The 23,162-nt window shown below is 69.9% G+C and carries 20 protein-coding genes and 1 pseudogene; 5 read left to right on the top strand and 16 right to left on the bottom strand.

Features of this window, described 5'->3' with window-relative positions; genetic code table 11:
* Positions 1 to 33 precede the first annotated feature (33 nt).
* On the top strand, positions 34 to 1,002 hold the full coding sequence (locus tag DJ82_RS05520) for an oxidoreductase (protein WP_094581256.1): 969 nt from the start codon (positions 34 to 36) through the stop codon (positions 1,000 to 1,002).
* A 15-nt stretch (positions 1,003 to 1,017) separates the two neighbouring features.
* Here the strand turns inward: DJ82_RS05520 and DJ82_RS05525 are convergent, their stop codons facing one another.
* Positions 1,018 to 1,557 (bottom strand): hypothetical protein, encoded by a 540-nt coding sequence (locus DJ82_RS05525; protein WP_094525508.1) that lies wholly within the window; start codon positions 1,555 to 1,557, stop codon positions 1,018 to 1,020.
* Positions 1,558 to 1,674: 117 nt separating this feature from the next.
* Positions 1,675 to 1,869: a cold-shock protein gene (locus DJ82_RS05530; RefSeq protein WP_004045866.1), complete on the bottom strand. Its 195-nt coding sequence runs from the start codon at positions 1,867 to 1,869 to the stop codon at positions 1,675 to 1,677.
* A 288-nt stretch (positions 1,870 to 2,157) separates the two neighbouring features.
* Between DJ82_RS05530 and DJ82_RS05535 the strand changes: the two genes are divergently transcribed.
* Positions 2,158 to 3,675 (top strand): MATE family efflux transporter, encoded by a 1,518-nt coding sequence (locus DJ82_RS05535; protein WP_094525614.1) that lies wholly within the window; start codon positions 2,158 to 2,160, stop codon positions 3,673 to 3,675.
* 20 nt (positions 3,676 to 3,695) lie between these two features.
* Here DJ82_RS05535 and DJ82_RS05540 read toward each other — a convergent pair whose 3' ends face one another.
* From DJ82_RS05540 to DJ82_RS05590, 11 genes and pseudogenes are all read right to left on the bottom strand, one after another.
* Entirely contained in the window at positions 3,696 to 3,953 is a 258-nt protein-coding gene (locus DJ82_RS05540) for a hypothetical protein (protein ID WP_094525507.1), read from the bottom strand.
* Positions 3,954 to 4,059: 106 nt separating this feature from the next.
* The gene (locus DJ82_RS05545) at positions 4,060 to 4,521 is read right to left on the bottom strand and encodes a universal stress protein (protein ID WP_094525506.1); all 462 of its coding nucleotides are present in this window, start codon (positions 4,519 to 4,521) and stop codon (positions 4,060 to 4,062) included.
* A gap of 3 nt (positions 4,522 to 4,524) precedes the next feature.
* On the bottom strand, positions 4,525 to 6,228 hold the full coding sequence (locus tag DJ82_RS05550) for a cation acetate symporter (protein ID WP_094557830.1): 1,704 nt from the start codon (positions 6,226 to 6,228) through the stop codon (positions 4,525 to 4,527).
* Positions 6,225 to 6,749, bottom strand: a complete 525-nt coding sequence (locus DJ82_RS05555) for a DUF4212 domain-containing protein (RefSeq protein ID WP_094581257.1) — start codon at positions 6,747 to 6,749, stop codon at positions 6,225 to 6,227. The genes DJ82_RS05550 and DJ82_RS05555 overlap by 4 nt, the downstream gene beginning before the upstream one ends.
* Positions 6,750 to 6,882: 133 nt before the next feature.
* Entirely contained in the window at positions 6,883 to 8,877 is a 1,995-nt protein-coding gene (gene acs, locus DJ82_RS05560) for an acetate--CoA ligase (RefSeq protein WP_094525503.1), read from the bottom strand.
* 145 nt (positions 8,878 to 9,022) lie between these two features.
* A pseudogene (locus DJ82_RS05565) lies at positions 9,023 to 10,791 on the bottom strand (bacterio-opsin activator domain-containing protein).
* A 271-nt stretch (positions 10,792 to 11,062) separates the two neighbouring features.
* Positions 11,063 to 11,299 carry a DUF2061 domain-containing protein gene (locus tag DJ82_RS05570; protein WP_094526807.1) on the bottom strand — a complete coding sequence of 79 codons (237 nt, stop codon included), beginning with the start codon at positions 11,297 to 11,299 and terminating at the stop codon, positions 11,063 to 11,065.
* 72 nt (positions 11,300 to 11,371) lie between these two features.
* Positions 11,372 to 13,330, bottom strand: coding sequence for an acetate--CoA ligase (acs, locus tag DJ82_RS05575; protein ID WP_094581258.1), 1,959 nt, complete (start codon positions 13,328 to 13,330; stop codon positions 11,372 to 11,374).
* A gap of 64 nt (positions 13,331 to 13,394) precedes the next feature.
* A complete protein-coding gene (hflX, locus tag DJ82_RS05580) occupies positions 13,395 to 14,750 on the bottom strand; it encodes a GTPase HflX (RefSeq protein WP_094525499.1) in 1,356 nt (451 codons plus the stop codon).
* Positions 14,747 to 15,112: a DUF2209 family protein gene (locus DJ82_RS05585; RefSeq protein WP_094526847.1), complete on the bottom strand. Its 366-nt coding sequence runs from the start codon at positions 15,110 to 15,112 to the stop codon at positions 14,747 to 14,749. Before DJ82_RS05585 ends, hflX begins: the two co-directional genes overlap by 4 nt.
* 139 nt (positions 15,113 to 15,251) lie before the next feature.
* Positions 15,252 to 16,301, bottom strand: a complete 1,050-nt coding sequence (locus tag DJ82_RS05590) for a low specificity L-threonine aldolase (protein ID WP_094581259.1) — start codon at positions 16,299 to 16,301, stop codon at positions 15,252 to 15,254.
* Positions 16,302 to 16,405: 104 nt separating this feature from the next.
* Here DJ82_RS05590 and DJ82_RS05595 point away from each other — a divergent pair, with 104 nt between their 5' ends.
* Positions 16,406 to 17,932 carry a carboxypeptidase M32 gene (locus DJ82_RS05595; protein ID WP_094581260.1) on the top strand — a complete coding sequence of 509 codons (1,527 nt, stop codon included), beginning with the start codon at positions 16,406 to 16,408 and terminating at the stop codon, positions 17,930 to 17,932.
* Positions 17,933 to 17,989: 57 nt separating this feature from the next.
* On the opposite strand, the gene DJ82_RS05600 is transcribed toward DJ82_RS05595, so the two are convergent.
* Positions 17,990 to 18,601 carry a hypothetical protein gene (locus DJ82_RS05600; RefSeq protein ID WP_094525496.1) on the bottom strand — a complete coding sequence of 204 codons (612 nt, stop codon included), beginning with the start codon at positions 18,599 to 18,601 and terminating at the stop codon, positions 17,990 to 17,992.
* A gap of 136 nt (positions 18,602 to 18,737) precedes the next feature.
* The gene (locus DJ82_RS05605) at positions 18,738 to 19,910 is read right to left on the bottom strand and encodes a 3-dehydroquinate synthase II (RefSeq protein ID WP_094525495.1); all 1,173 of its coding nucleotides are present in this window, start codon (positions 19,908 to 19,910) and stop codon (positions 18,738 to 18,740) included.
* Between the two features lie 185 nt (positions 19,911 to 20,095).
* Between DJ82_RS05605 and DJ82_RS05610 the strand changes: the two genes are divergently transcribed.
* Complete coding sequence (locus DJ82_RS05610) at positions 20,096 to 21,643, top strand: HTTM domain-containing protein (RefSeq protein ID WP_094581261.1); 1,548 nt, start codon at positions 20,096 to 20,098, stop codon at positions 21,641 to 21,643.
* Between the two features lie 83 nt (positions 21,644 to 21,726).
* Positions 21,727 to 22,305: an NADPH-dependent FMN reductase gene (locus DJ82_RS05615; RefSeq protein WP_094581262.1), complete on the top strand. Its 579-nt coding sequence runs from the start codon at positions 21,727 to 21,729 to the stop codon at positions 22,303 to 22,305.
* A gap of 21 nt (positions 22,306 to 22,326) precedes the next feature.
* Here the strand turns inward: DJ82_RS05615 and DJ82_RS05620 are convergent, their stop codons facing one another.
* Positions 22,327 to 23,118, bottom strand: a complete 792-nt coding sequence (locus tag DJ82_RS05620; protein WP_094525492.1) for a 2-amino-3,7-dideoxy-D-threo-hept-6-ulosonate synthase — start codon at positions 23,116 to 23,118, stop codon at positions 22,327 to 22,329.
* Positions 23,119 to 23,162 lie beyond the last annotated feature (44 nt).

Below are 23,162 nucleotides of genomic sequence, written 5' to 3' on the forward strand. Positions count from 1 at the left end.
AGCTTTCTCCGCGTGAGACCCCTTCCGTCTCCCATGTCAGGCTGGACGACCGACGAGATGCCGCGACTGGACGGAAAAACTGTGGTCGTCACCGGGGCGAACAGCGGACTCGGCTACGAGGGGACCCGTGCGTTCGCCGAAAAGGGGGCGACGGTCGTGATGGCGTGCCGGAGCGTGCGGCGCGGCGATCGCGCCGCCGACGAGATCCGACGCGAGAGCGCCCTCGATCGCGAGGACCTCAACCTCGACGTCCGCGAGTGCGACCTCGCCTCCCTCGACTCGGTAGCGGCCTTCGCCGAGGGACTCGCCGCCGACTACGACGCGGTCGACGTCTGCTGTAACAACGCCGGGGTGATGGCGATCCCGCGGAGCGAGACCGAGGACGGCTTCGAGACCCAGTTCGGCGTCAACCACCTCGGCCACTTCGCGCTCACGGGGCGCCTGTTCCCGCTCTTGGACGCCGCCGAGGGGATCGGCGGGGCGGCCCGCGTCGTGACGCAGTCGTCTGGCGCCCACGAGCAGGGCGAGATGGACTTCTCGGACCTCAACTGGGAGCGCTCGTACGGGAAGTGGAAGGCGTACGGCCGGAGCAAGCTCGCGAACCTGCTGTTCGCCTACGAGCTCCAGCGGCGGATCGCCGACGCGAGGGGGAACGACGGGGGCGACGACCCCGAGATCCGAAGCGTCGCCTGCCACCCGGGCTACGCGGCGACGAACCTCCAGCACCGCACCGCGGAGGCGAGCGGTAACCCCCTGATGAAGGTCGGGATGAAGGCCGCGAACGCGGTGCTCGGACAGGACGCCGCGACGGGCGCCCTCCCCATGCTGTACGCCGCGACCGCCGACGTCGACGGCGGCGCCTACGTGGAGCCGGGCGGTCTCATGAACATGCGGGGGACGCCGACCGTCGGCCGGTCGAACGACGCCTCGTACGACCGCCCGGACGCCCGCCGGCTCTGGGAGTACTCCGAGGAGGCGACCGGCGTCGAGTTTCCTATTTAAAAGAAACCGCGGCGACTAATGCAGCGTGCCCTCCCGCACGCGGTCGTCGTGCGCGAACAGCGCGTAGCCGACGTCGACCGCGCGGTGACCCGTCTCCTCGGCGATCTCGCGGATCGGTTCGATCATCGTCACGTAGTCGGCGGCGTCGAACGACTCCTTCCGCCCGTCGAGATACCCCAACCGCTCCAGCGACGCCCAGACGCGGGTGTCGACGACGGCGTGGCGGTCGCCGTCGAGCGCGGCGACCACGCACGACGCCGTCGGCGCCTTGAACCCGGTGAGCCCCGTGATCAGGTGGATCGTCGAGAAGTCCCCGTCGACGGCGCGGGCGTTGCGGGTCACCTCCCGACAGCGCCGCTCCGGGTTCTTCCGGACGTGGTACGCGCTCCGCGTCGACGACTCGTAGGCGATGTCGTACAGCTGTTCGCGGGTCAGGTGCCCCTGCGCCCGGTACCTGTCGCCGAACTCGTCGAGCCGCTCGGGGAGGACTCCCTGCGTCTCGGCGTAGCGGTCGAGGTGCTCGGCGACGAACTCGTCGAGGTCGTCGACCTCCATGTCGGCGTCCTCTGGCTCGGAGGTCAAAACACCGGCGACGCCGCTCGCGGTGTAATATACGCGGAACGCGTTTCGAGAGCTGTCCGCCGTCGCCGGTCGCGGGTACGGCCGAGCGAGCTACAGCCGAGTGAGGTTCGTCGCGCGCGGACCCTTGTCCGCCTCCTCGATCTCGAACTCTACCTCCTGGCCTTCCTCGAGGTCCGGGCCGCCGACGTCTTCCATGTGGAAGAATACGTCTTCGTCAGCGTCGTCAGTCTCGATGAATCCGTAGCCGCCGGTGTCGTTGAAGAAGTCGACCTTACCTGTCGCCATCGCATTCAGACACACTCCCGACTGGATGATAAGTGTTGTGTGCGCTCCGATCCACCCGTATTCGACGCTCTCAGACCCGGACAGGCTCTATGTCCGTTTTTCCGGACCGGATCGCCGCGGCGGACCCCTTCGCGGCCGGAACGTCGGAATCGCCGCCGGTCGCGCGCGGCACCGTCCGCGCCCGCATCGGCCCGCGAGTCGGATCGCGAACCGTTTCCCGAAACGTTAGGTCGCGAGCGGCCGTACGTTCGAACGTAACTCGTGGCGAAAGACGACGCTCGGGTCGACATGACGGCGGGAGCCATCTCGCCGAAGCTGTTCGACCTCGCGTGGCCGCTGGTGCTCGGGAACCTCCTCCAGACGCTGTACAACCTCGCGGACATGTTCTGGGTCGGGCGGGTGAGCACCGAGGCCGTCGCCGCCGTCTCGCTCATGTTCCCGCTGTCGTGGATGTTCGTCTCGACCGCGGTGGGCCTCACGGCCGCGACGATCGCCCTGGTCTCCCAGCACGTCGGCGCCGGCAACGACCGGCGCGCCGACGAGGTCGTGGGACAGACGGTGCTGCTCGCGGTCGCGGTCTCCGTCGCCCTCGCCGCCCTCGGGTTCGCGGCCCGTCACCGGCTGCTCTACTGGATCGGCGCGCGGGACGCGGTGTTCGTCGAGTCGCTCGCCTACATCGAGGTGATCCTCCTCACGCTCCCGCTCACGTTCCTCTTCTTCGCGTTCCGCGCCTCCCTGCAGGGCGCGGGCGACACGACGACGGCGATGTGGCTGGTCGGGATCTCCGCGGGGATCAATATCGTCATCGATCCCGTCTTCATCCTCGGATGGGGGCCGGTCCCGCCACTCGGGACGCGCGGGGCCGCGATCGCGACGCTGATCGCGCGCCTCTTCGCGACCGCGACGGGCGTCTGGATTCTGCTGCGCGGCGACTGGGGGGTGAAGCTGTACGTCCGCGACCTCGCGCCGAACCCGGAGATCCTCCGGAAGCTGATCGGCGTGGGGTACCCGGCGACGCTCGACGGGTGGGCGCGGTCGTTCGCGGCCGTCTTCATGGCCGCGCTGGTCGCTCGGTTCGGCCCGGCCGCGACCGCGGCCTACGGGATCGGCGTCAGGCTCATGTCCGTCTCGTGGTCGGTCGCGGGCGCGGTCGGGCAGGCGACCGCGACGGGGGTCGGACAGAACCTCGGCGCGGAGACGCCCGACCGCGCCGTCGCCGTCACCCGCGTCGCCACGCTAGGGACCATGGCGCTACTCGGCGTCGCCGGCGGCGCGGTCTGGCTGTTTCCGGCGGTCGCGATGCGCGTCTTCATCGACGACCCGGCGACGGTCGCCGAGGGGGTCGTCTTCCTCCGCGTCATCGCGCTGTCGTGGGCGTTCTTCGGCGGGCTCATGGTGATACAGGGCGCGTTCCGCGGCGCGGGCCACACCAAGGCGGCGCTGGCGCTCTCGCTGCTCTCCCGGTGGGCCGTCCGGATTCCGCTCGCCGCCCTGCTCGCGTTCGGGGCGGTCGGGATCACGCTCGGCGGCGGGGCGGTCGGTCCCGTCGACGTCCCCGCGATCGAGATCAGCTACGTCGGGCTCGACTGGGGCGTCGTGGGGCTCTGGTGGGCGTACGCGATGGCCGCCGTGGTCTCCTTCGCGGTCGGCGTGGCGTGGTTCCTGCGCGGGACGTGGACGGAGGGAGTCGTCGACGAGTCGGACGGTGCGGCGGTCGCGCCGGGCGACGACCGCGGAGACCGGGAAGAAGGGGAGGGGGAGGGGGTCGAAGGCCCGGACGTCTCGGCCGAGACGGTCGACGACTGACGCCGGACCGCGACCCGGGACTACCGCTGTTCCTTCGCCATTTCCAGCGAGATAAAGAAGCCGAAGTACGCCGGGATTCCGGCGAGCATGAACATGTAAAACACCCACTGCGGGGCGTTCGTGAACGCGTAATCGAAGAGGAGCGACACGAGCGTCACCCAGACGACCGCGAACAGCAGGTCCTGCACCATGCCGGTCCGGTGCTCGGTGACGTGCGATCGGACGCGGTCGGCGAGGCTCTCCTCGTCGCTGTCGTCGATCGGCTTCGTCTCTGTCATGAGTGTGCGTGTCGGTCGGGGTACGTCGGTGTTCCGGAAGCGGTGCGAGTCGGTCGGTCGAACGCCCGTGGCCGCGACGGAACGCGGCCGCGCCCGCGGTCGCGGCTCAGTCCTCGTCGGCGTAGTCGACGACGAGAACGGGCACGTGCGTCGACCGAAGCGTCCGCTCGGTGACGCTCCCGAGGAGCGCGCGCCGGACGCCGGCGCGGCCGTGGCTCCCCATCACGATGAGGTCCACGTCGTGGTTCTCGGCGTAGTCGGCGATCACCGTGTGCGGGCGGCCGCCGGAGATCTGCTCGACGACCTCGATATCCCGCTCCGCGCCGCGGGCGGCGACGGCGCCGGTCGCCTCGTCGGCCTTCGATTTCAGCTCCTCCATCTCGTCGAACCGGCCCTGCTTGAGCCGGTCGACCTGCTCGGTCCCGAGGCCGAGGTTGACCGAGTCGATGTCGACCACGTACAGCGCGTGGACCTCGGCGTCGTACTGCTCCGCGAGGTCGAGCGCGTGTTCGACCGCTGACTCTGCGACGTCGCTGCCGTCGGTCGGGATCAGAATGTGTTCGTACATGGATCACTCCTCCGTGGCCGCGCGGCCCCCGTCGGCCGTCATCTCCTCGCCGCCGTCGGCGACGACGTCCTCTGCCGTCTGCTGTTGGCCCATCGGTTCGGGGCTGTGACACTGGCGGACCATCCGCTTGGTCTCCAGCGGGGGTTCCGGCGTCGCCATCGAGACGGCGATGGTGACGAGGAACACGAGCGGCGTGCCGACCAAGGCGGCGCCGATCGGCGGCACGTACTGGGCGTAGACCGGGATGAGCGCCTGTCCGGAGCCACCGGCGATGTCGGCGAGGAAGCCGACGTAGGCCGGCAGGACGCTGTTGACGATCGAGGTGAACCACAGCACCAGGCCGACGGTCATCCCCGCGAGCGCTCCCTGCCGGTTGGTGTTCTCCCACCACAACCCGAGGAAGAACATCGGGAACAGGACGGTGCCCGCGAGCGAGAACGCGTAGGCGACGAGTTCGCCGATGAGCGCCGGCGGGTTGAACGCGGTCACCGTGACGAGCGCGCCGATCCCGACGATGGTCGCCCGGCCGATGAGCACTTGCTGCCGCTGGGTCGCGTCGGGGTTGATGAGCTCGGCGTAGATGTCGTGAGCGACGGCGGAGGAGGCCGTAATGAACAGCCCCGCCGTCGTCGCGATCGCGGCCGCCATCGCGCCGGCGGCGACCAGCCCGACGAACCAGGTCGGTAACTGGGCGAACTGTGCGGCCAGCACGACGATGACGTCGCCCTCCGCGCCGGACATCGCCTGCTCGCCGCTGAACACCGCTTCGGACGAGATGCCGTTCACGGTCGCGAAGAGGTCGACGCCGAAGGCCGCCATCGCCGGCGCGGCCCAGTACAGGAGCAGGATGAAGAACAGCCCCCACACGGTGGACCAGCGGGCGGTCCGCTCGCTCTGGACCGTGTAGAACCGGACCAGAACGTGCGGGAGGCCGCACGTGCCGAAGATGAGCGAGAACGCCGTCGCGACCCACAGGTAGTAGCTGTTCCCGCCGATGAACGGCTCGCTGAACTGCCGGCCGAGCTCGCTGAACAGGGTGCCGTACTCGATCTGCGGGAGCACCGTCGAGTACCCCTGCGAGAAGCCGACGACGTAGACGCCCGCGAGGAACGCGACGATGAGGATCACGTACTGAACGGCCATGTTCTTCGTCGCGCCCAGCATGCCCGAGAGCGCGAGGTAGCCGACGGTGATGGTCATCATCACGATGATCATCGGGATGATGTCGAGTCCGAACACGTACTGACCGACCAGCCCCATCCCGCGGGCTTGGCCCACGGAGTAGACGTACGCGATGAGCAGCGTGGTGAACGCGGCCAGTGCGCGTGCCATCGGGGAGTTGAATCGGTCCGCGACGAAGTCCGGCGCGGTGTACTTCCCGAACCGGCGCATCTGGGCCGCGAGGAAGATGAGCAGGACGAAGTACCCGGTCGTCCAGCCGACGATGAACGCGAGCCCGTAGAAGCCGGCGAGCGCGACCAGCCCGGCGAGGCCGAGATACGAGGCGGCCGACATCCAGTTGGCGCCGATCGCCATCCCGTTTTCGATGTTACCGATACCCCGACCGGCGACCCACATGCCCTCGGTGTCTGCCACCTTGAACACGAAGCCGATGGCCAGGAAAGAGGCCATCATCAGGAAGACGATGATAGCCGGGAGGAGCTTAAAGGAGATGTCGAGCGCCTCGGCTTGGAGCGGGAGCGTCATTCCCGCTGCCCCCCGTCGCTGGCGGTGTCGGCCGACCCGGTGTCGGTGCTGTGGTCGATGCCGTACTTATCGTCCAACTTGTCCCGCTGGCGGGCGTAGACGGCCGCCAAGATCAGTGCGCCCGTCGGCGCGCCGAAGGCGACTAAGAAGTAGTGCCAGGGGAATCCGAGCACCGGCATGGTCGTCGTCATCGTGCCCGGTGCGAGCATCGTCATCGTGACCGGACCGAAGACGATGAGTGCCCAAACGATGAACCCGGTCCAGACGATTCTGAGGTGGTCCCGCATATACGCGGTGCTCGGTTTCAGCAGGTTCACCTCTTCGCTGAGGTAGTCGGTCTGTCGGTGCTGCTGTGCCGCGCCCGTGGCGACGCCGCCGTCGGTGGCCGCGTCGCCCGCTGCTCGTCCACCCTCGGTGGCCGCGTCGTTCGGTGCTCGTCCACCGTCGGTGGCCGCGTCGCCCGCTGCTCGTCCACCCTCGGTGGCCGCGTCGTCAGTATCGTGTGAACTATTATCTGTCATGTGTATCGGTGTGCCGTGGTGTGTCGGTATCGCGTGTCGTCGCGCGTCGATTATCTGAATCGATCGTGATGGTCGTCGGCGCGTCGGCGTGCTCCGGTACCGGTTGCGTGTCGAAAACGAGGCCGGTGAGCGGCTACTCGCCCTCTGCCTTCCGCTGGATCTCCTCGACGATCTCCGGGTTCCGGAGCGTGCTCGTGTTTCCGAGCTCCTCGCCGTCGGCGATGTTCTCCAACAGGCGCCGCATGATCTTGCCCGAGCGCGTCTTCGGCAGGTCGGGCGTGAACACGACCTGCTCCGGCCGGGCGATCGGGCCGATGGCGTCCTCGACGCCGGCGACGATCGCGTCGCGGAGCTCCTCGTTGCCCTCGTACCCGTCCTCGGTCGTCACGTACGCGTAGACGGCCTCCCCTTTGATCTCGTGGTTGCCACCGACGACGGCGGCCTCCGCGACCCCCTCGACGCCGACGATGGCGGACTCGATCTCCATCGTCCCCAGCCGGTGGCCGGAGACGTTCAACACGTCGTCCACGCGGCCGAGGACGGTGATGTACCCGTCCTCGTCGATCTTCGCCCCGTCCTCCGGGAAGTACACCCAGTCCTCGGGGTCGTCGCTGTCGGTGTCGGAGTACTCCGCCCAGTACTCGTCGATGTAGCGCTCGTCGTTGTTGTACAGCGTCCGGAGCATGCCGGGCCACGGCTTCTGTACCGTGAGGTAGCCGGCCTTCCCCGGCTCTACCTCGTCGCCGAGCGTGTCGAGGATCTGGACGTCCAGCCCCGGCAGCGGCGGGCCCGCCGCCCCGGGCTTCATGTCCTTGATCCCGGGTAAGGTCGTGATCATCATCCCGCCGGTCTCCGTCTGCCACCACGTGTCGACGATGGGGCACTCCTCGTCGCCGATGTGCTGGTAGTACCACTTCCACGCCCGCGGGTTGATCGGCTCGCCGACAGTCCCGAGCAGCCGCAGCGAGGAGAGGTCGTGGCGGTCCGGGTACTCCGAGCCCCACTTCATGAACGCGCGGATCGCCGTCGGCGCCGTGTACAGCTGGGTCGCGTCGTGCTCGTCGACGATCTCCCAGAGGCGGTCCTGTTCGGGGTGGTCCGGCGTCCCCTCGTACATCATCGTCGTCGTCCCGAGCGCGAGCGGCCCGTAGACGATGTAGGAGTGACCCGTGATCCAGCCGATGTCGGCCGAGCAGAAGTACGTGTCATCCGGCTTGATGTCGAGGACCGACTGCGAGGTCCACGACACCCACGAGAGGTAGCCGCCGGTCGTGTGTTTCACCCCCTTCGGCTGTCCCGTCGTCCCCGAGGTGTACATCAGGAACAGCATGTCCTCGGCGTCGCGGGTGACAGGCTCCACCTCTGCGCCCTCGTGCTCGGCCACGAGGTCGCCGTAATCGAGCTGGTCGTCGCCGAGGTCGTGACCGAAGTCGTCGCCGTTCGGCCCGAGCCGGTCGACGACGACGGTCGTGGTGTCGTGGTCGACGCCCGCGAGCCCCTCGTTCGCCTTGTCGAGGTGGTCGAGGGGGTCGCCGCGGCGGTAGTAGCCGTCGCAGGTGACGAGGTACTCCGACTCCGCGGAGTTCATCCGCGTCGCGAGCGCGTCGGCCGAGAACCCGGCGAACACGACGCTGTGGGGCGCGCCGATGCGGGCGCACGCCAGCATCGCGACCGGTAGCTCCGGGATCATCGGCATGTACATCGTCACGACGTCGTCCTCCTCGACGCCCTGATCGCGGAGGGCGGCCGCGAACTCGTTCACCTCGCGGTGGAGCTCCGCGTACGTGTACGTGCGGTCGTCCTCGTCGACCGGCTCGCCGACCCACTCGATCGCGGCCTCGTCGCCGCGCTCGTCGAGGTGTCGGTCGAGGCAGTTGGCGGACGCGTTCAGCTCGCCGCCGGTGAACCACTCGTAGAAGGGCGGGTCGCTGTCGTCCAGCACCTGGTCGTAGTCGGACTCCCAGTCGAGGAGGTCGGCTGCCGCCTGCCAGCACTGCGGCCAGTTCTCCTCGAACGTCTCGTAGATCTCGGGGTCGGAGACGTTCGCCTGCGCCGCGAACGACTCGGGCGGCTCGAACACCTCCTGCTCTTCAAGTCTCGCTTCCAGTTGACCGTCACCCTCTGTCATGGTACGGTCGTATCCAACCGATCTCGGCATATAAACGCTGACGCTAAATACGAAAAATCATGAGGAATACGCGGCGCGTTGCCCGGCTCCGTCCCGTCCGCGTCGCGCTCTCGAACCCCGTTACGAACGATTCGCGTGGGTCGCGTCAACGGCGCTCTCGGTACTCCTCGTCGAAGAGGCCGTCGAGCAGGGCGCGCTGGGCCTTCCGGAGGTGGTTGTGGAACGTCGGGGAGGAGACCTCCATCGCGTCGGCGACCTCCTCGGCGGTGCTCTCCCGCGGCCAGTCGAAGTAGCCGCCGTGGTACGCGGCCGACAGCGCGGCCCACTGGCGGTCGGTGAAGCGGTCCGCGACCCCCTCGCGGAACGACGACTCCGGCCGTGACGCCCGGACGACGGACTCCTTGCTCGCGAGGCGGGCGTCGTCGAAGGCCGCGCGGAGCCCGTCGGCCACCGGTCTGACGTCGGCGCCCCCGGGGAGGTCGGCGACGACGCGGACGCGACCGTCCTCCGCGGTCGCCTCGCGGACCGTCGCGCCGTGTTCGGTGAGCGTCCGGACCGCCGACCCTCCCTCGACGCGGACCGAGGCCGAACAGCCGTCCTCGCGCGTCTCGGTCACCCGGAGGTCAGAGACGCCGTCCGCGCCGTCGACGACGTCGGCGACGCCCTGGGGCCTCGCGCCAGCGACGGAGAGGTAGAGCCGCGAGGCCTCGTCGGTGACGCCGACGGTGGAGTCGAGTTCTATCGCACAGCCGAGGGCGGCGCTCGCGCGGGCGAGGAACGCTCCGTCGTCGGCGGTGTGGAACTCCACCTCGGTGACGGCGTCGGAGTGCAGGAGGTCGCGCCACCGGCCCGCCGTCACCGCCCGAGCGCGACCAGCTCCCGCCGCTCGACGTCCGACACGGGCGCGCCGTCGTCGGCGACGACGCAGAGCGCGCCGTGCGTCACGTCCCGGTAGCCGGCGGGGACGGCGATCCCGGGCCGGCCGCCGGCGGTGGGCTCCCCGTCCGTCAGGACCGGCTCGCCGTCCTCGACCGCGCCGAGCCACGGCCCCTCCCGCGTGACGCCGCGGTCGACGAGGACCTCTCGGTCGACCCCGGCTGCTCCCACGACCTCCGCCCGGCCGTCGTCGACCGATCCGCGGACCACCCACGCCTCGGCCCACCGACCGGACTCGACCAGTCGCTCCGGGACCGCGGCGAGCGGCGATTCCCTCGCCTCGCCGTCGGCGAGGGCCTCGAATCCGCCGAGCGCGCTCGGGGCCCGTCCGCCCGCGTCCGGATCCGGAGCGCCGGTACCGCCGGCTTCGGCGCCCCCGGCGGGGGCGAACGCCTCGGCGATCTCCCGCCCGTCGAGCGCGCCGAGGAACTCGTCGAGCGTGCCGAGGGTCTCCCAGCCGCCGGCCTCGCGCACGGCGTGCGGGTCGACGCCCCGATCGACGAGGAGCCGGCGCGCGAACGTCTCCCGGAGATCGCTCGGCGTGACGTCGGCCGGCACCGCGCCGTCGGTCCGCGCCGCCGCCCGCTCGGCCGTCTCGGACACGATCATCTGGACGCGCCGGGGCGACACGCCCACGAACGGCTCCGCGTCGTCGAGTCCCTCGCTCTCGGCGTACCGGCGGAGCTCGGACGCCAGCGAGGCGGGGACGACTGTCTCGCGGTCGATCGCCACCGTCGACTCGGCGCCGTTCGTCGGCTCCCCTTCGGCCTCGCCGTCGGTTCCCGAGCCGTCCGGGACGGCGAGGAGGGACGCGCCGGAGGCGACGCCCGAGTCCCGGAGATCCCGCGGCGCGACGCGGGTGATCTCGCCGGTTCGGAGCCCGGCCTCGCCGGCGAGGCGAACCACGACCGCGGCGCGGTACGTCTCCGCGGCGGTCAGGAGCGCGTCGTAGGCGTCGCCGTCGAGGCCGTCGACCATCTGTTTCGTAAGTAGACAGAAACCCGAAAGAAAAATCTTCCCCCTTTAGTCGCCTCGCGCGGTCTGCAAGGCGAACTTCAGCCGACGCGGTCGACCGACCGCTCTGATCGCACCTTATGGACGGTCAGAATTTCGGTCTTCAGACAGTACCCGAAATAGCCGTCGAGCGGTCAGCCCGAAGGCGGTGCGCCCCGGACGACGGGGATCCGCCCGAGCACCCGCGGTCCGCCCCTGCCGAGGCCGCCGAGACCGCCGCGACCGGGCGGCCGACTCAGACGCCGTCGGCGACGCCCCACGCGACGTGGTCCCACAGGCGCTCGTAGGCGTAGTAAGTCGCGGTCTTGAGGGCGTTGGTCACCAGCCCGATGTTCACGGCGTCGCCGACGTCGCCGACGACCGCCCACGCCACGGTCACGGTGATCATGACCATGAACGCGCGGTAACAGTGCGTCTTGGCGACCGCGCGCCTCCGGTCGTGAAGCGCGGACCGCGAGACCAGCGTTCCCATACCGACGCTTCGGCGGCCACGCTTATGGATCCTTGAGAAATTTCGAAAGCGGTGTTTGGGAACCGTATTCGGTTACTCACTTCGAACGGCGGACTCGATCTCTCCGACGACCTCGGGGTTCCGGAGGGCGCTGACGTCGCCGAACTCCTCGCCGCGCGCGATGTCTTCGAGCAGGCGGCGCATGATCTTGCCCGAGCGCGTCTTCGGGAGGTCCGGGGTGAACACGATCCGGTCCGCGCGGGCGAGGTCGCCGACCTCGCGGGCCAGCTCCTCGCCGATCGCCGTCCTGAGCGGCTCGCCGGGCTCGACGTCGCTCCGAGTGGTCACGTAAGCGACGACGTCGCCGTCGTCGTCGCCGACGACCGCGGCCTCGGTGACCCCTTCGACGCCGACGATCGCCGACTCCAGCTCGGCCGTGTTGAACCGCTGCGCCCGGACGTTGATCACGTCGTCGACGCGACCGAGAATGGTTACGTAGCCGTCCTCGTCGACCGTCGCGCCGTCGCCGGTCCGGTACCGCCACCCGTCCTCGGCCTCGACCCAGTACTCCCGGCGGTAGCGCTCGTCACCCTCGCGGAGCCCGCGGAGCATGCCGGGCCACGGCGACCCGATCGTGAGGTAGCCCGGCTCGCCCGGGTCCACCGGCTCGCCGTCCTCGTCGACGACGCGCGCGTCGATCCCGGGCAGGGGCGGCCCGACCCTCCCCGGTTTCATGGGCGTGATCCCGGGCAGCGTCGCGAGCGCGATGGCGCCCGTCTCCGTCTGCCACCACGTGTCCACGATCGGCGCCTCGTCGCCGCCGACGTGGTCGCGGTACCAGCGCCACGCCTTCGGCGTGATCGACTCGCCGACGGTCCCGAGCAGCCGGATCGACGAGAGGTCGTGGCGGTCGGGGTACTCCGCGCCCCACTTCATGAACGACCGGATCGCGGTCGGGGAGGTGTAGAAGACGCTGACCGCGTTGCGCTCGATGAGGTCCCACACGCGGTCCCGGTCCGGGTAGTCCGGCGAGCCCTCGTACAGCACGGTCGTCGTCCCGACGGAGAGCGGGCCGTACACGCCGTACGAGTGGCCCGTGATCCAGCCGATGTCGGCCGCGCACCAGTAGGTGTCCGACGGGCGGACGTCGAGGACGTTCCGGGTCGTCCAGGCGACGTGCGCGAGGTAGCCACCGGTCGCGTGTTCGACGCCCTTCGGCCGGCCGGTCGTCCCCGAGGTGTACATCACGAACAGGAGGTCGGTGGCGTCGCGCGCGACCGGCTCGACCGTCTCGCCGTCGTGCGCGTCGACGAGCGACTCGTACGCGTGTTCGTCGGCGCCGAGCGACACGTCCAGCGCGTCGCCCAGCCGGTCGACGACGACCGTCGCCGCGAGGTCGCCGTCGGCCCGGAGTCGCGCGTTGTCCGCCTTCGACTTCTGGTTGAACGCGTCCTCCCGGCGGTAGTAGCCGTCGCAGGTGATCAGGTACGACGAGTCGGCCGCGTCGAGGCGGGTCGCGAGCGCCTCCGCCGAGAGCCCCGCGAAGACGACGTTGTGCGGCGCGCCGATGCGGGCGCACGCCAGCATCGCGACCGGCAGCTCCGGGACCATCGGGAGGTACAGCGTCACCACGTCGTCCTCCTCGACGCCGAGCTCCCGCAGGCCGGCCGCGAGCGCGTTCACTTCGCGGTGTAAGTCGAGGTAGGTGTACGACCGCCGCTCGCCACGCTTGCCGAACCAGCGAATCGCGAGCTGGTTGCGCCGCTCGTCGAGGTGGCGGTCGACGCAGTTGACGGCGGCGTTGAGCCGCCCGTCCGGGAACCACTCGTAGAAGGGCGGGTCGCCGTCGTCGAGCACCCTCTCGTACGGTCGCTCCCAGTCGAGGAGGTCGGCGGCCCGCCGCCAGGCGTCGGGCCCCTCGGTCGCGAACGCGTCGTACACCCCCGCGTCGCTCGCCACGGCCCGCTCGCGGAACCCGGTCGGCGGCTCGATGGCGTCGTCGTCGGCGACGGGGCGGTCCCGCCGTCGGCCGTCGACTCCGGCGTCGTCCATGATACCCGTTCGCAAGTGGAGGAATGTATACTTTGTCCGCGGTCCCCGGTCGGCGGCGAGTCGGCTACGTCGACTCCGCGGGCGCGAGATCCGCCGCCTTCGACCGCGCGCGGGCCACGATCGAGGGTTTGGCCTCGAAGTCGACGGTCACCTGGTCGCTCGCGTACGACTCCTCGTCGACGTGGCCGTGGTCATGGATCCACGAGACGAGGCTCATCGCCTCGTCGGAGACCGGGAGGACGAGCCGCTCGCGCTCCCAGTCGGGGAGCTCGTCTTCGACGCGGTCGCGGAGCTCCGCGACGCCCGCGCCCGTCTTCGCCGAGACGGCGACGGGGTCGGGGGCGACACCGGAGAGCGCACCGCGCTTATCGGCCAACTCGCCGGGCGCGAGCCGGTCGACCTTGTTGAACACGGTCACGACGGGGGCCTCGTTGCGCTCGTAGAGGGTGTCGTGGCTCGTGACGAGCTTCTCGCGCATGTCCTCGACCGGCTCGCTCGCGTCGACGACGAGCAGCACGAGGTCGGCGCGGTAGACCGAGTCGAGCGTCGACTCGAACGACTCCACGAGCCAGTGGGGAAGGTCCGCGATGAACCCGACCGTGTCCGTGAGCAGCACGTCTCGCTTCTCCATCTCGGCCCTGCGGGTCGTCGTGCCGAGCGTGGTGAACAGCATGTCCTGCGACTCGGCGGTGGTGTCGAGGTCGGGGTGTCGGTCGGCGTTCTCGTCGACGTCGATCTCGGCCGCGAGCCGGCGCATCAGCGTCGACTTCCCGGCGTTCGTGTACCCCGCGAGCGCGACCAGGTCGAAGCCGGAGTCGCGGCGCTGCTCGCGGCGCGCCTCTTCCTTCTCCGCGATCGACTCCAGCTCGTCCTGTATCTCGGAGATCTGGCGTTTGATGTCGCGCTCGACGCTCTCGTCGTACTCGCCGAGCCCCATGAAGCCGGGGCGCTCGTCGCGCTTCGCGAGGCTCGCCTTCGCCTCGGCGCGCGGGAGCTCGTACCGGAGCTCCGCGAGCTCGACCTGGAGCTGCGCCTTCCGGGTGTTGGCGCGCTGACCGAATATCTCGAGGATGAGCGTGAACCGGTCGATCACCTCGACGCCCTCGGGGAGCTCCCCGCCGATATTGAACGTCTGGTACGGGCCGACGTCGTTGTCGACGATGACGGCGCCGGCGTCGGTCCGGCGGACCAAGTCGCGCAGCTGCGCGACCTTTCCCTCCCCGAACATGAACGCGGCGTCCTCGGTGCGGGTCTGGGTGAGTTCGCCGACGACCTCGTACCCCGCGGCCGCGGCGAGCTGGGTGATCTCGGCCAGGTCGGCGTCGCCGGAGTCGACGCGCTTGGCGACGACCGCCCGCCGCTCTCGGGGGACCGATTCGGCGTCGCCGTCGGCGCTCGCCCCCTCGACGCTCCCGGTCATAAGAGGAGGTCTCGGGCGGCGTACGCGGCGTGGTGTGCTGCCTGCACTGTTTCGCGTTCTCCTATGCTCTCGACGTATTTAAACTCGGGTCGGAAGCTCAGCCCGACTCGATCGGGGGGCTCCTCGTAGAACTCGCCGTGTTCGGCGACGATCGGGCCGTCCGGCGGCTCCGGCAGGTTCCCGACCGCGGTCGCGACGAGGCCGAGGGTCGCGTCGAGCGTCGGTCCCTCGCGCACGGCGGCGAAGCCCATCCCCTCGACCGACCGGATCCGCGTCGAGCCGACCCGGGCGTGGACCGCGGCCGCGACCATCAGGTACTCGCCCGCCTCCTCGTGGCGGCCGCTGATGTCGACGCCGACCACCTCAGGGGCGGGCACCGGCCACCTCGGTTCGCCCGGGCCGCGAGCTCCTACCGACGGGTGTCGGCTCCATAACCCGTCGTTGTTTGCCCGCCGAATTGAACGTTTCCGTGGTGTGCGCCGGAAATTCGAGTCCGCCGGCTCAGGCCGACAGCGTCGCGACCGCGTCGCCGATGCGGTCGATCGCGGCGTCGACGTCGTCCTCGTCGACGTCGAGGTGCGTGGTGAACCGCGTCGTGTGCTCGTCGAACTCCACGCAACCGACGCCGGCCGACTTGCAGGCCTCGACGAGGTCCGACGCGGGGATCCCGGCGTCCTCGGTGTGCGCGACGACGATGTTGGTGTCCGGCGCGGGCGCGTCGACCCCGTCCAGCGCGTCGAGCCCGGCGGCGAGCCGCTCGGCGTTGGCGTGGTCGTCCGCGAGCCGGTCGACGTTCTCCAGGGCGAGGAGGCCGGGCGCGGCGATCATGCCGGCCTGTCGCATCCCGCCGCCGAACAGCTTCCGGACGCGGCGGGCCGCCTCGACGAACGCCTCGTCGCCCGCGAGTATCGAGCCGACGGGCGCGCCGAGCCCCTTCGAGAGGCAGAAGGTGACGCTGTCGACGGGGTCGACGACGTCGCTCGCGTCGACGCTGAGCGCGACAGCCGCGTTGAACACGCGGGCGCCGTCGAGGTGGACCGGCACGTCGGCGTCGCGGGCGACGTCGGCGGCCGCGGCGATCCCCTCGACCGGCACCGCGACGCCCCCGCGGTAGTTGTGGGTGTTCTCCAGCGAGAGGAGGCCGGTCCCGGGCCGGTGGAGGTCCTCGCTCACGAGTCCCTCGCGAACCTCCTTCGGGGTCGGGACGCACCGGTCGCCGGCGTCGATCGTGCGAGTCTGCGCGCCCGAGAGCTTCGCCGCGCCGGCGAGCTCCCACCGGTAGATGTGCGACTCGCGCTCCAAGAGGAGCTCCTGCCCCGGCTCCGTGTGGACGTGGACGGCGATCTGGTTGGCCATCGTCCCGGAGGGGACGTACAGCGCGGCCTCGGTCCCGACCGCCTCGGCGGCGAGGCGCTCTAACTCGTTGACCGCGGGGTCGTCGCGGTACACGTCGTCGCCGACCTCGGCGGTCGCGGCCGCCTCGCGCATCTCGGCCGAGGGCGTCGTGACGGTGTCGGATCGCAGGTCGATGGTGTCCTCGTCGGTCTCCATTCGGTACCGTCGGTTCGGCGGCCGATCGGAAATAGGTCGCGCTCACCCGGCCGGGGCGTTCCGGATTCGGTCCCTTCTTAATCGGCGCGACCGATCCGTGACGTATGGCAACGGAAGCCGCGGCCGACGACGCGACCGACGCCCCCGATACGTACGAGGCCCTCCTGGACCGCGTTCGACGCTGGAACACGGTCGGGAGCGCCGCCGGCGTGCTCGGGTGGGACCAACAGGTGATGATGCCCGAGGGCGGCACCCCCGCCCGGTCGAAGCAGCTGTCGACGCTCTCGTCGATCCGCCACGACATGATCACGGACGAGGAGACCGGCGAGCTGCTCGCCGAGCTCGACGACGCCGACCTCTCCGACGAGCGGGCGGCGGTCGTCCGCGAGGTCCGCCGCGAGCACGAGCGCGCCGACGCGGTCCCGGTCGAACTCGTCGAGGAGATCTCCGAGACCGGCTCCGAGGCGCTGCAGGCGTGGGAGGAGGCGAAAGCTGAGGACGAGTTCGAGACGTTCGCGCCGTACCTGGAGAAGCACGTCGAGCTCAAACGGGAGTACGCCGAACACATCGACCCCGACCGCGACCCCTACGAGGTCCTCTTCGAGGACTACGAGCCGTGCCTCTCGATCGACCGCGCCGAGTCGATCCTCGAGGAGCTCCGCGAGACGCTCGTCCCCATGATCGACGCGATCCGCGACGCCGACGCGGACCTCGCCGTCGACACGTTCGAGGGCACGTTCCCCGAGGACGAGCAGGAGGAACTCGCCCGCGAGGCGCTCGAACTCCTCGGCTACGACTTCGATCGCGGCCGGCTCGACGTCTCCTCGCACCCGTTCACCTCCGGCAACCAGTTCGACTGCCGCGTGACCACCCGGTTCGACGAGTCGGACCCGCTCGGCGCGATCGGCTCGACGATCCACGAGTACGGCCACGCGCAGTACAACCTCGGGCTCCCGCGGGAGGAGTGGGCCACCCCGCTCGGCGAGTCGCGCGACCTCTCCGTCCACGAGTCGCAGTCGCGGCTCTGGGAGAACCACGTCGGGCGGAGCCGACCGTTCTGGGAGCTGTTCCTCCCGCGGTTCCAAGAGCAGTTCCCGCAGACCGAAGACGCGAGCGTCGAGGACGCCTACGAGGCGTTCAACCAGGTGCACGAGGACAACCTCATCCGCGTCGAGGCCGACGAGCTCACCTACCACCTCCACATCATCGTCCGGTTCGAGATCGAGCGCGACCTGATCCGCGGGGACCTCGCGGTCGAGGACGTCCCGGAGGTCTGGAACGACAAGTACGAGGAGTACCTCGGGATCCGCCCCGACACCGACAGCGAGGGCTGTCTCCAGGACATCCACTGGAGCCACGGCAACTTCGGCTACTTCCCGACGTACTCGCTGGGCTCGGTCATGGCCGCCCAGCTGTTCGAGGCCGCCGAAGCGGAGATCGACGGCCTCGACGCGAAGATCGCCGACGGCGACTTCGACGAGCTGCAGTCGTGGCTCGGCGAGAACGTCCATCGACACGGCTCGCGCTACGAGACGAACGAGCTGGTGAAACGCGCCACCGGCGAGGCGTTCTCCGCCGACGCGTTCACCGACTACGTCGAGGAGAAGTACGGCGAGCTGTACGACCTCTGAGGCACTGAGGTCTCCGCGTTCTCGGCGGTCTCCGCGGTTTCGTGGGTTATGCGGGCTTCACCCCAGCCGGAGCCCCGTCATCAGCACGATAATCGCGAGCATCGCGCCCGCCTCGAGGAGTCCGACGACGAGATTCCGCTTCTCGATCGCCTCGAGTCGTGAGGCGTCGGGCTCCGCCGACCGGCTCTCGTAGTACGCGCTCAGGTGGATCCGGTTCGGGACGAGCAGCCCGAAGACGAAGAGTCCCCAGCCCAGCGTCAGCGAGAGGGTCGGCCACCGTCCGGAGAACCCGTAGCCGAGTCCGAAGACGGACCCGAGCAGGATCGTCCCCGAGACGACGGTCGTCAGGGAGAACCCGAGCACGAAGAACACGACCTTCGGCGTCAGCGCGGTCGTCACGTCCGCCGCGGTCTCGCGATCGAGGCCGCCGAGGGTCGGCCCGATGACCGCCGGGAAGATCAGCGCGAACCCGAACCAGACCGCGCCGGCGGCGACGTGGGTATAAAACAGGAGTGTCGTGCTCGAGAGGAGGACGCCGGCGGCGACGAACGACAGCGGCACAATGACGCTCCCGGCCGCGAACGCCGGGTTGGCGGCTTGCGCGAGATGCGCGACGCGCTCCAGCCAGTTGGCCTCCTCCACGCGGTCATGCTCGTGAATGACTGCCATGGAAGCGGATGGAACATGCAGAACATATTGGTTTTCGTTGCGACATTTTTGACGATCACCGACACGCGGATCAGTTTAAAAGGCCTCGTTCGCCGTCCCGCTACCGCGACGCTCGACGTTTCGCTGCTCGGCCTCGCTACTTCTCGATGATGCTCTCCTCGACCGCCTCGCCGAAGTGGCGCGCGACGTCCTCGTAATAAACGAGCGCCTCGTCACCGGCTTCGAGATCGGTGACGGCCTTCTTGCCGTCGCTCGTCGCCACCTTCACGGTCTCGGCGTTCTGGATGAGCGTCTCCACGCGATCGACCCCGTCCTCGGTCTCCAGTTCGGCCTGCAGCCGGAACATCGGTCGCTTCTCGATCTTCACGCGCCCGACGATCGCCTCGCGCGTGTGACCCGCGGTGTCGAGGATCTGCACCTCGTCGCCGCTGGAGAGCTCCGCGAGGTAGTTCGTGCCGCCCTCGGCGTTGCGGACGTAGGCGTGGACGGCCCCGGCGTTCACGCGGAAGGGGCGCGACTCGACGTACGGCGACTCCGCGGTCTCGGCGTGGACGAAGAAGAGCCCGCGCGACATCGACCCGACGAGCATCCCCTCGTCGTCGTCCATCAGCGAGCCGGTGTCGATGCAGACGCGGTCGGCCATCCCGGTGCGCTCGACCGCGGTCACCTCGGCGTGTCGGAGGTCGAGCGTCTCGCGGTCGGCGGCGTCGCGGGCGTCGACCGCGCCCCGGATCTCGTCGGGGGAGTCGCTGTCGAGGAGGACGCCGTCCGCGCCGATCTCCAGCGTCTCGAAGGCGGTCCGGGCCTCGGCCGCGGTCGTCGCGCCGGCGACGAGGTGCGTCTCCTCGCCGACCCGCGCGATCAGGTTCTCCAGCGGGATGATCGACCAGTCCTCGCCGACGACGATCGTGTACTCGGCGTCCGCCGCCGCCTCCTCGGCGAACCGCTCGTACTCGGTCCCCAGCACGCGGACGTACACGCCCTGGGCGCGGTCGTCGCTCCGGCGGACCGTCGTGAGGTCCGCGGAACCGGAGAAGTCGTTCGGGAGGTCGATCGTCCCGTCGCCCTCGCCGCCCTTGCCGACGAAGTAGGCGTCGGCCTCGGCGTCGCTCTCGGCGTCGTCGATGACGTCCGCCTCCGAGCGGAACGCCGCGACCGAGACGTCGCCAAGCTCGCGGACGCGCCCCACGTCCGCCTCGTCGACGAGTACCCAGTCCGCGCCGGCCTCGATGGCGGTCGTGATCCGTCGCTTGCGCGCCTCCCAGTCGCCGACGCTCCCGTCGGCTTTCACCCAGACCGTGCGTGTCATTGTCGGAACCTCACGGCGGGCGGGCTTGAAAACTGCGGAAGGGTCGCGCGTTGCGGGCGACTGCGCGACGGGAGCGTCATTCGCGGTCGACGGCGCGGCGGGACCGTCCGCCGTTGGCGACGCAACGACCCGTAAACGACAAAGCACTTATAACTAAGCTTGTATCGTAGGACGTACACCCCCGAATGAAGACACCACGCCGGTGGCCCTCGAACGCGGGGTCCCGATACGCCGCTGCGCGCGAGGCCCTCCGGGAGCGCGCCGCGCCGCACCTCGGGATCGATCCGCGAGCGCTGGGCGCGTTCCGGATCGGGCTGGCCCTCCTACTCCTCGGTGACCTGCTCGTCTACCGCCTCCCGGTGGTGGGCGCGTTCTACACCGATGACGGCGTCCTGCCGCGCTCGACGCTCGCCGAGCTGTACCCGTTCTTGGAGACCGTCTCGATCCACGCGGCGTCCGGCTCGGCGCGGGTCCAAACGGGGCTCCTCGCGCTCGGCGCGTGCGCCGCCGTCTGCCTGCTCGTCGGCTACCGAACGCGAGCGTCGACGGGTCTCTCCCTCGTCCTGCTCGCGTCGCTTTACGCTCGCAACCCGTTCGTGATCAACGGCGGGAACACGATCCTGATAGTACTCCTCTTTTTGAGCCTCTTTCTCCCGCTCGACGCCCGGTGGTCGCTCGGTGCCGGCCGGTCGAGCGACCCCGGTTACCGCGACGACGCCGATGAAGGCTCGTCTGACGGGGGTGAGAGCGGCGTCGGTCAGCGGGTCTGTTCGCTCGGAACCGCCGTCACCCTCCTGACGATCGCCTCGATCTACGCGGCCAACGTGGTCTCCAAGTACCGGAGCGACGCGTGGATGTCGGGCGTCGCGGTCCCGCGGATCTTCCAGATAGAGGAGTTCGTCGTGCTGTTCGGCCCGTTCGTCTCGGACCACACCGCAGTCCTCGCGGCGATAAACTGGCTCTGGATCGCGCTCCTCTCTGCGTCCGTGCTGCTGGTCGCCGCCACCGGGTGGCTGCGAACCGGCGTCGCCCTCGCGTTCGTCTCCGCGCACCTCGGCATGGCCGCGACGATGCGGCTCGGCGTGTTCCCGTTCGTCATGGTCTCGGTCCTGCTCCTGTTTTTCCCGCCGAGGGTCTGGGACGCCGTCGAGTTGCTCGCGTCGAACCTCCCCGGGCCGTCTCGGCTCCCAGAGCGGGCGTACCGAAGCGACGGCGGAAGGGCGACCGAAACCGCGTCTCCGGTCACGTCGCGGGCGCGTCGCGGGATCCGCGTCGCGGCCGCCGTCCTGCTCGTGGGCGTCTTCGTCGCGCTCGTGGTCTGGCAGGCCGCGGGGGTCGGGCTCGTCGACATGCCGGCGTCGGAGTCGGCGGGCGAGCTCTCGGAGGTGAGCTGGTCGTTCTTCGCGCCCAACCCGCCCGACACCTCCAGCTGGTACGTCGTCCGAGCGACGCTCGAATCCGGGACGACGGTCGACGCGTCGGACGGCGGGCCGGTCGCGTTCGACCGTCCACCGGACGCGGCGGACACGTATCCGACGACCCTCTGGCATCAGTACGGCCACCGAATCCGGTACGCCGGGGAGACGCAGTACCGACCGCTGGCGGCGTACGCGTGCGAGCGGACGGACGGCTCGGTGGAGTCCGTGACCGTCTTCCACGTCGAGCAGACGGTCGACCCGAACGGGCCGGTGGGGGAGCCGGAGCCGCAGGAGCGGGTCAGCGTCACCTGCTGATCGCGGCGGCGCTCCGCGTCGCGTCGCTTCCCGAGACCGGATCGCCCCGATCGTATTAGTGGCGATGGCGCGTGGCGTGAGCCATGTCCGACTCACCACGCGTCGTCGGCGTCGCGGGGAGCCTCCGAGAGACGAGCTACACGCGACTGGCCGTCGGTCGCGCGCTCGACGGAGTCCGCCGTGCGGGCGGGACCCCGGAACCGATCGACCTCCGCGAGTACGACCTGCCGACGTACGACGCCGACCGCGGTTCGGCGGGAGACGCGGACGCGTTCACCGCGCGGTTCCGCGCGGCCGACGCCGTCCTCCTCGGGACACCGATGTACCACGGTTCGTACTCCTCGACGCTGAAAACGGCGCTCGACTACTGCGGCTTCGAGGAGTTCGAGGACAAGACCGTCGGCCTCCTCGCGGTCGCCGGCGGCGGCTTCCCGGTGACCGCGTTAGAACACCTCCGCTCCGTCTGTCGGGCGCTCAACGCGTGGGTGATCCCGCATCAGGTCGCCGTTCCTCGCGCCCACGCGCAGTTCGAGGACGGTGACCTGGTCGACGAGGCCCTCGACGACCGAGCGCTCACGCTCGGGCGTCGCGCGGTGCAGTACGCCGACATCGAGCCCGATCCGGACTCGTTCGAGGGAGAGCAGAACGTCGGGGCGAGGTGACCGCCGGCGCTGCGTGACCCCTTACGCCTCGACGAAGCCGCCCGCTCGGAGCGCCTCCTCGACGTCCGCGTCGTCGTGGACGATCGCCGAGACGGCGCGGGCGATCCCCTCGGGGTCCTCGTGCTGGAATATCGACCGTCCCATCGAGACGCCGGCGGCGTCGCCGTCCATCGCGCCGCGCACCATCTCGACGGTCTCGCGGTCGGTGCCCTTCGACCCGCCGGCGATGACGACCGGCAGCCGGGTCGACTCCGTGACGCGGGCGAAGGAGTCGCCGTCGCCGGAGTACCCCGTTTTCACCACGTCGGCGCCGAGCTCCTCGGCCAGCCGGACAGCGTGCCCGAGCGACTCCGGATCGGTCTCGTCGACGCCGGGGCCGCGCGCGTAGGCCATCGCGAGCACCGGCAGGCCGAGGCGGTCGGCGTCGGCGGTCAGCTCCGCCAGCTCTTCGATCTGGTCGGGCTCGTGGTCGGAGCCGACGTTGATGTGGAACGACACCGCGTCGGCGCCCGCGCGCACCGCGTCCTCGGCGGTGGCGGTGACGCGCTTGTCGCTCTCGTCGGGGCCGATCGTCGTCGACCCGTTGACGTGGACGATGTAGCCCGCGTCGTTCTTGTTCGGATGGACGCGGGGGGCGACGCCGCGCTGCGTGAGGACCGCGTCCGCCCCGCCGCGCGTGACGCCGTCGATCGTCGACTCGATGTCGACGAGGCCGTCGACGGCGCCCATCGTGATCCCGTGGTCCATCGGGACGATGAGGTACCGGTCATTTGTGGAGATGCGTTCGAGTCGTGCCGAGAGTCCTGCTGTCATGGTGGGTTCGGTCGTTGTGTGAGAGTGTGGCAATCGCAGGTAAG

Origin of the sequence: Halorubrum sp. Ib24 (assembly GCF_002252745.1) — an archaeon.
Lineage (GTDB): Archaea > Halobacteriota > Halobacteria > Halobacteriales > Haloferacaceae > Halorubrum.